Origin of the sequence: Streptococcus parasanguinis (assembly GCF_001578955.1) — a bacterium.
Lineage (GTDB): Bacteria > Bacillota > Bacilli > Lactobacillales > Streptococcaceae > Streptococcus > Streptococcus parasanguinis_U.
Genome location: NZ_KQ969689.1, coordinates 67,478 through 71,253 on the forward strand (window position 1 = coordinate 67,478; position 3,776 = coordinate 71,253).

Genomic DNA, 3,776 nt, shown 5'->3' on the forward strand with positions numbered 1-3,776 from the left:
AGAAATGGCACCGAAGGGGCAAGGTAGAGGATGCATCTACTCAAACTCTCAGGTAAAAGGACAGAGCGAAAAATAGGGAAAGTCCCCTATTTTAAGCAGGACCAGAGTACATGTTTGACATGTGCTCTTTCTTTTTCTCTTTTCTGTAGAGCGGTCGATGAAAAAGGAGACAGAAAATGGATCATGTATTGCAGTTTTTTCAGCAGCTCGATAATTTAGTGTGGGGCGCCCCGCTGTTGGTGCTCTTGGTAGGAACAGGGATCTACCTGACCCTTCGCTTGGGTTTGCTTCAGATACGCTACCTTCCAAAAGCTTTTCGCCTGATCTTTACAGAAGATGAGGGACACGGGGATATCTCGAGTTTCGGAGCCCTTGCGACAGCTCTAGCGGCTACTGTAGGGACGGGGAATATTGTAGGGGTAGCTACAGCGATTCAGACAGGTGGCCCAGGTGCCCTCTTTTGGATGTGGATGGCTGCTTTCTTTGGAATGGCGACCAAGTATGCAGAAGGGCTCTTAGCCATTCGTTATCGGACCAAGGATGACAACGGTCATATTTCAGGTGGTCCGATGTACTACATTCTTCACGGGATGGGAGAGAAGTGGCGACCACTGGCTATTTTCTTTGCGGTTGCAGGAGTGCTGGTGGCCCTCTTTGGGATTGGAACCATGACCCAGGTTAATTCCATTACGGGATCCCTTCAAGCCAGTTTTGGCACAGCACCAGAAGTGGCTAGTGTAGTGATTGCGCTAGTGGTTTCGACCATCATCTTTGGTGGGATTCACTGGATTTCCAAAGTCTCTGAAAAAGTGGTTCCTTTTATGGCTGCTGCCTATATCTTTGCGACTGTTACGATCATTGCCTTGCATCTGGACCAATTGCTCCCAGCCTTGAAATTGGTCTTTTCGGGTGCTTTTACAGGGACTGCAGCCATGGGAGGCTTCGCAGGAGCAACGGTCAAAATGGCTATCCAAAAAGGGGTGGCGCGTGGGGTTTTCTCCAATGAATCTGGTCTCGGATCTGCACCCATTGCAGCAGCGGCGGCGAAGACCAATGAGCCAGTCGAGCAGGGTTTGATCTCCATGACAGGAACCTTTATTGACACCATTATCATCTGTAGTTTGACAGGACTTTCGCTCTTGGTTTCAGGTGAGTGGATGGCTAAGGGCAGCACGAGTACCCTGACTCAGGATACGTTTACAGGCGTCTTTGGCCCAGTCGGAGGCATCATTCTGACCCTATGTTTGGTGCTTTTTGCGACAACGACTATTCTTGGATGGTCTTACTACGGAGAGCGGTGTTTCGAATTCCTATTTGGTGTTAAACATATCAACCTCTATCGGACCTTCTTTGTCTTTATGGTTGGACTGGGAGGCTTTCTTAAGCTGGATCTGGTCTGGGTGATTGCGGATATTGTTAATGGGCTGATGGCTTTGCCTAACCTGATTGCCCTCTTGGCCCTCTCCCCTGTCATCATCAAAGAAAGCAAACAATACTTTAAGAAATAAGAAAACCCAAATCGCGAGGTCTGGGTTTTCTTGTCTATTTGAGATAGGATCATTTAATAGCGTTTTTCTTTTGGCCAGCTACTCATTTCGGCGATGGCAGTGAAAAGCACATCTGTCGAAGAGTTGAGGGCTGTTTCGCAAGAGTCTTGGATGACCCCGATGATAAAGCCGACGCTGACGACTTGCATGGCCAAATCATTGGTGATGCCAAAGAGGCTACAAGCAACAGGGATGAGAAGGAGAGATCCTCCCGCAACTCCAGACGCTCCACAAGCAGAGATAGCCGCTACGACACTCAGAATGAGCGCCGTTCCAAAGTCAACCTGAATGTGTAAGGTATTGGCAGCAGCTAGCGTCAAAATATTGATCGTCACGGCTGCGCCTGCCATGTTAATGGTTGAACCAAGCGGAATGGAGACAGAATAGGTATCTGGATTCAGCCCCAATTCTTCACAGAGACGCATGTTGACAGGGATGTTGGCTGCAGAACTTCTGGTGAAGAAGGCTGTTACCCCGCTGACACGGAGGCATTTAAAAACAAGGGGATAGGGATTCTTTCGGATCATGAAAAAGACGATCAATGGATTGATGACCAGGGCTACAAATGCCATGGTACCAACCAAAACAAGTAAGAGAATCCCGTAGTTACTAAGGGCACTGAGTCCTTGGCCAGCGATGGTCGTGAAGACCAAGCCTAAGATCCCAAATGGAGCTAGGTTGATAATCCACTCAACAATTTTTGAAGTGATGTCTGCTAGAGTTTGGAGGAGGTCTTTACTATGTTCACTCGCCTCTCTCATGGCAATCCCAAAGACGGTTGCCCAAGAAAGGATCCCAATGTAGTTGGCTTGCTGCAAGGCGTTGACAGGGTTGTCGACGATCTTGAGCAAGAGGTTACTAATCACTTCGCCAATCCCGTTTGGAGAGGATCCTTCAGCAGCCTTTCCAGTTAGGGTAATGGTGATCGGGAAAATGTAATTGACCAAAACAGCGACGAAGGCAGCTGCAAAGGTTCCTAGGAGATAGAGGACGATGACCTTTTTCATATTGGTCTCTGTCCCTTTTTGGTGTTGGGAGAGGGCATTTGCGACGAGCGCAAAGACCAGAAGGGGTGCGATCGCACGGAGCCCCCCAACAAAGAACTCTCCTAAGAGTCCAATGCCAGTTGCTTTCGGGAAGATAAGGGCTAGGATGACTCCAAGTACAATCCCGATTGCGATCCTTTTCATAAGGTTGGTTTTATTCCAAGTGGTAATCAATCGATGAATCATGTAAGACCTCCTAAAAAAAATAATTAAGGAATATTATACGATAGTTAAGGACGAAAAGCAATGACATTTTTAAAAAATAGCCTTATTTCCGAATATTTGATATAATCATACTATTCTTTGTTAGAAAGGCCCGAATAAATGAGTCAAGCTTTCCAACGTTATTTCAGTAAAATGGACTGGACAAAGATTTTTGATGACTTGATGTCAAAATGCATCTCTCTGATTTTTGTCTTTCTCTTATTTTTTATCGCTAAAAAGGTCATCCATAGTCTGGTCAAGCGGATTTTAGCTCCTTCCTTTAAGTATACGGTGCAGGATGAAGCCCGTAAAAATACGATTCTCCGTTTGATTGAGAGCCTTTTAAACTATTGTTTGTATTTCATCTTGATCTACTGGATTTTGTCGATTCTGGGTCTTCCAGTCTCTAGTCTCTTGGCTGGTGCTGGGATTGCTGGGGTGGCTATTGGGATGGGAGCCCAAGGTTTTCTTTCCGATTTGGTCAATGGTTTCTTCATCCTTTTAGAACGCCAGCTGGATGTGGGAGACAATGTTCGTCTCACGAATGGATCTATCAATATTGCCGGAATCGTCAGCAGTGTCGGGATTCGGACGACACAGGTGCGGGACTTTGATGGGACTCTCCACTTTGTTCCGAATCGCAATATCACCGTCGTCAGCAATCTCTCACGCGGCGATATGCGCGTGCTAATCGATATTCCGCTAGATGCAAATACCGATCTCGACAAGATCTATCAGGTGATTGCTCAGGTCAATCAGTCTCAACAAGACAAACACCCAGAAGTGTTGACAGGTCCTACGATTTTAGGCCCACAGATCGAAAAAAATGGTCGTTATTCCTTCCGTATTGCGATGACTGCACAAAATGGAACCCAGACGACTGTCTATCATACCTACTACAAACTCTACCATGATGCCTTGATGGAAGCAGGGATTAGCCTACCGACAGGAAAGAATGGGATCATGTAACACAAAAGAG

At 46.6% G+C, this 3,776-nt stretch carries 3 protein-coding genes; 2 read left to right on the forward strand and 1 reads right to left on the reverse strand.

All coding sequences use genetic code 11. The annotated features are described in order from the left end of the window. Positions 1-176: 176 nt before the first annotated feature. On the forward strand, positions 177-1,508 hold the full coding sequence (locus SPADD19_RS00310; protein ID WP_061454897.1) for an alanine/glycine:cation symporter family protein: 1,332 nt from the start codon (positions 177-179) through the stop codon (positions 1,506-1,508). A gap of 53 nt (positions 1,509-1,561) precedes the next feature. Here the strand turns inward: SPADD19_RS00310 and sstT are convergent, their stop codons facing one another. Then, on the reverse strand, positions 1,562-2,779 hold the full coding sequence (sstT, locus tag SPADD19_RS00315) for a serine/threonine transporter SstT (protein ID WP_061454898.1): 1,218 nt from the start codon (positions 2,777-2,779) through the stop codon (positions 1,562-1,564). 138 nt (positions 2,780-2,917) lie between these two features. On the opposite strand from sstT, the gene SPADD19_RS00320 reads away from it, so the two are divergent. Then, the gene (locus SPADD19_RS00320) at positions 2,918-3,766 is read left to right on the forward strand and encodes a mechanosensitive ion channel family protein (protein WP_061454899.1); all 849 of its coding nucleotides are present in this window, start codon (positions 2,918-2,920) and stop codon (positions 3,764-3,766) included. The last annotated feature ends 10 nt before the right edge of the window (positions 3,767-3,776 follow it).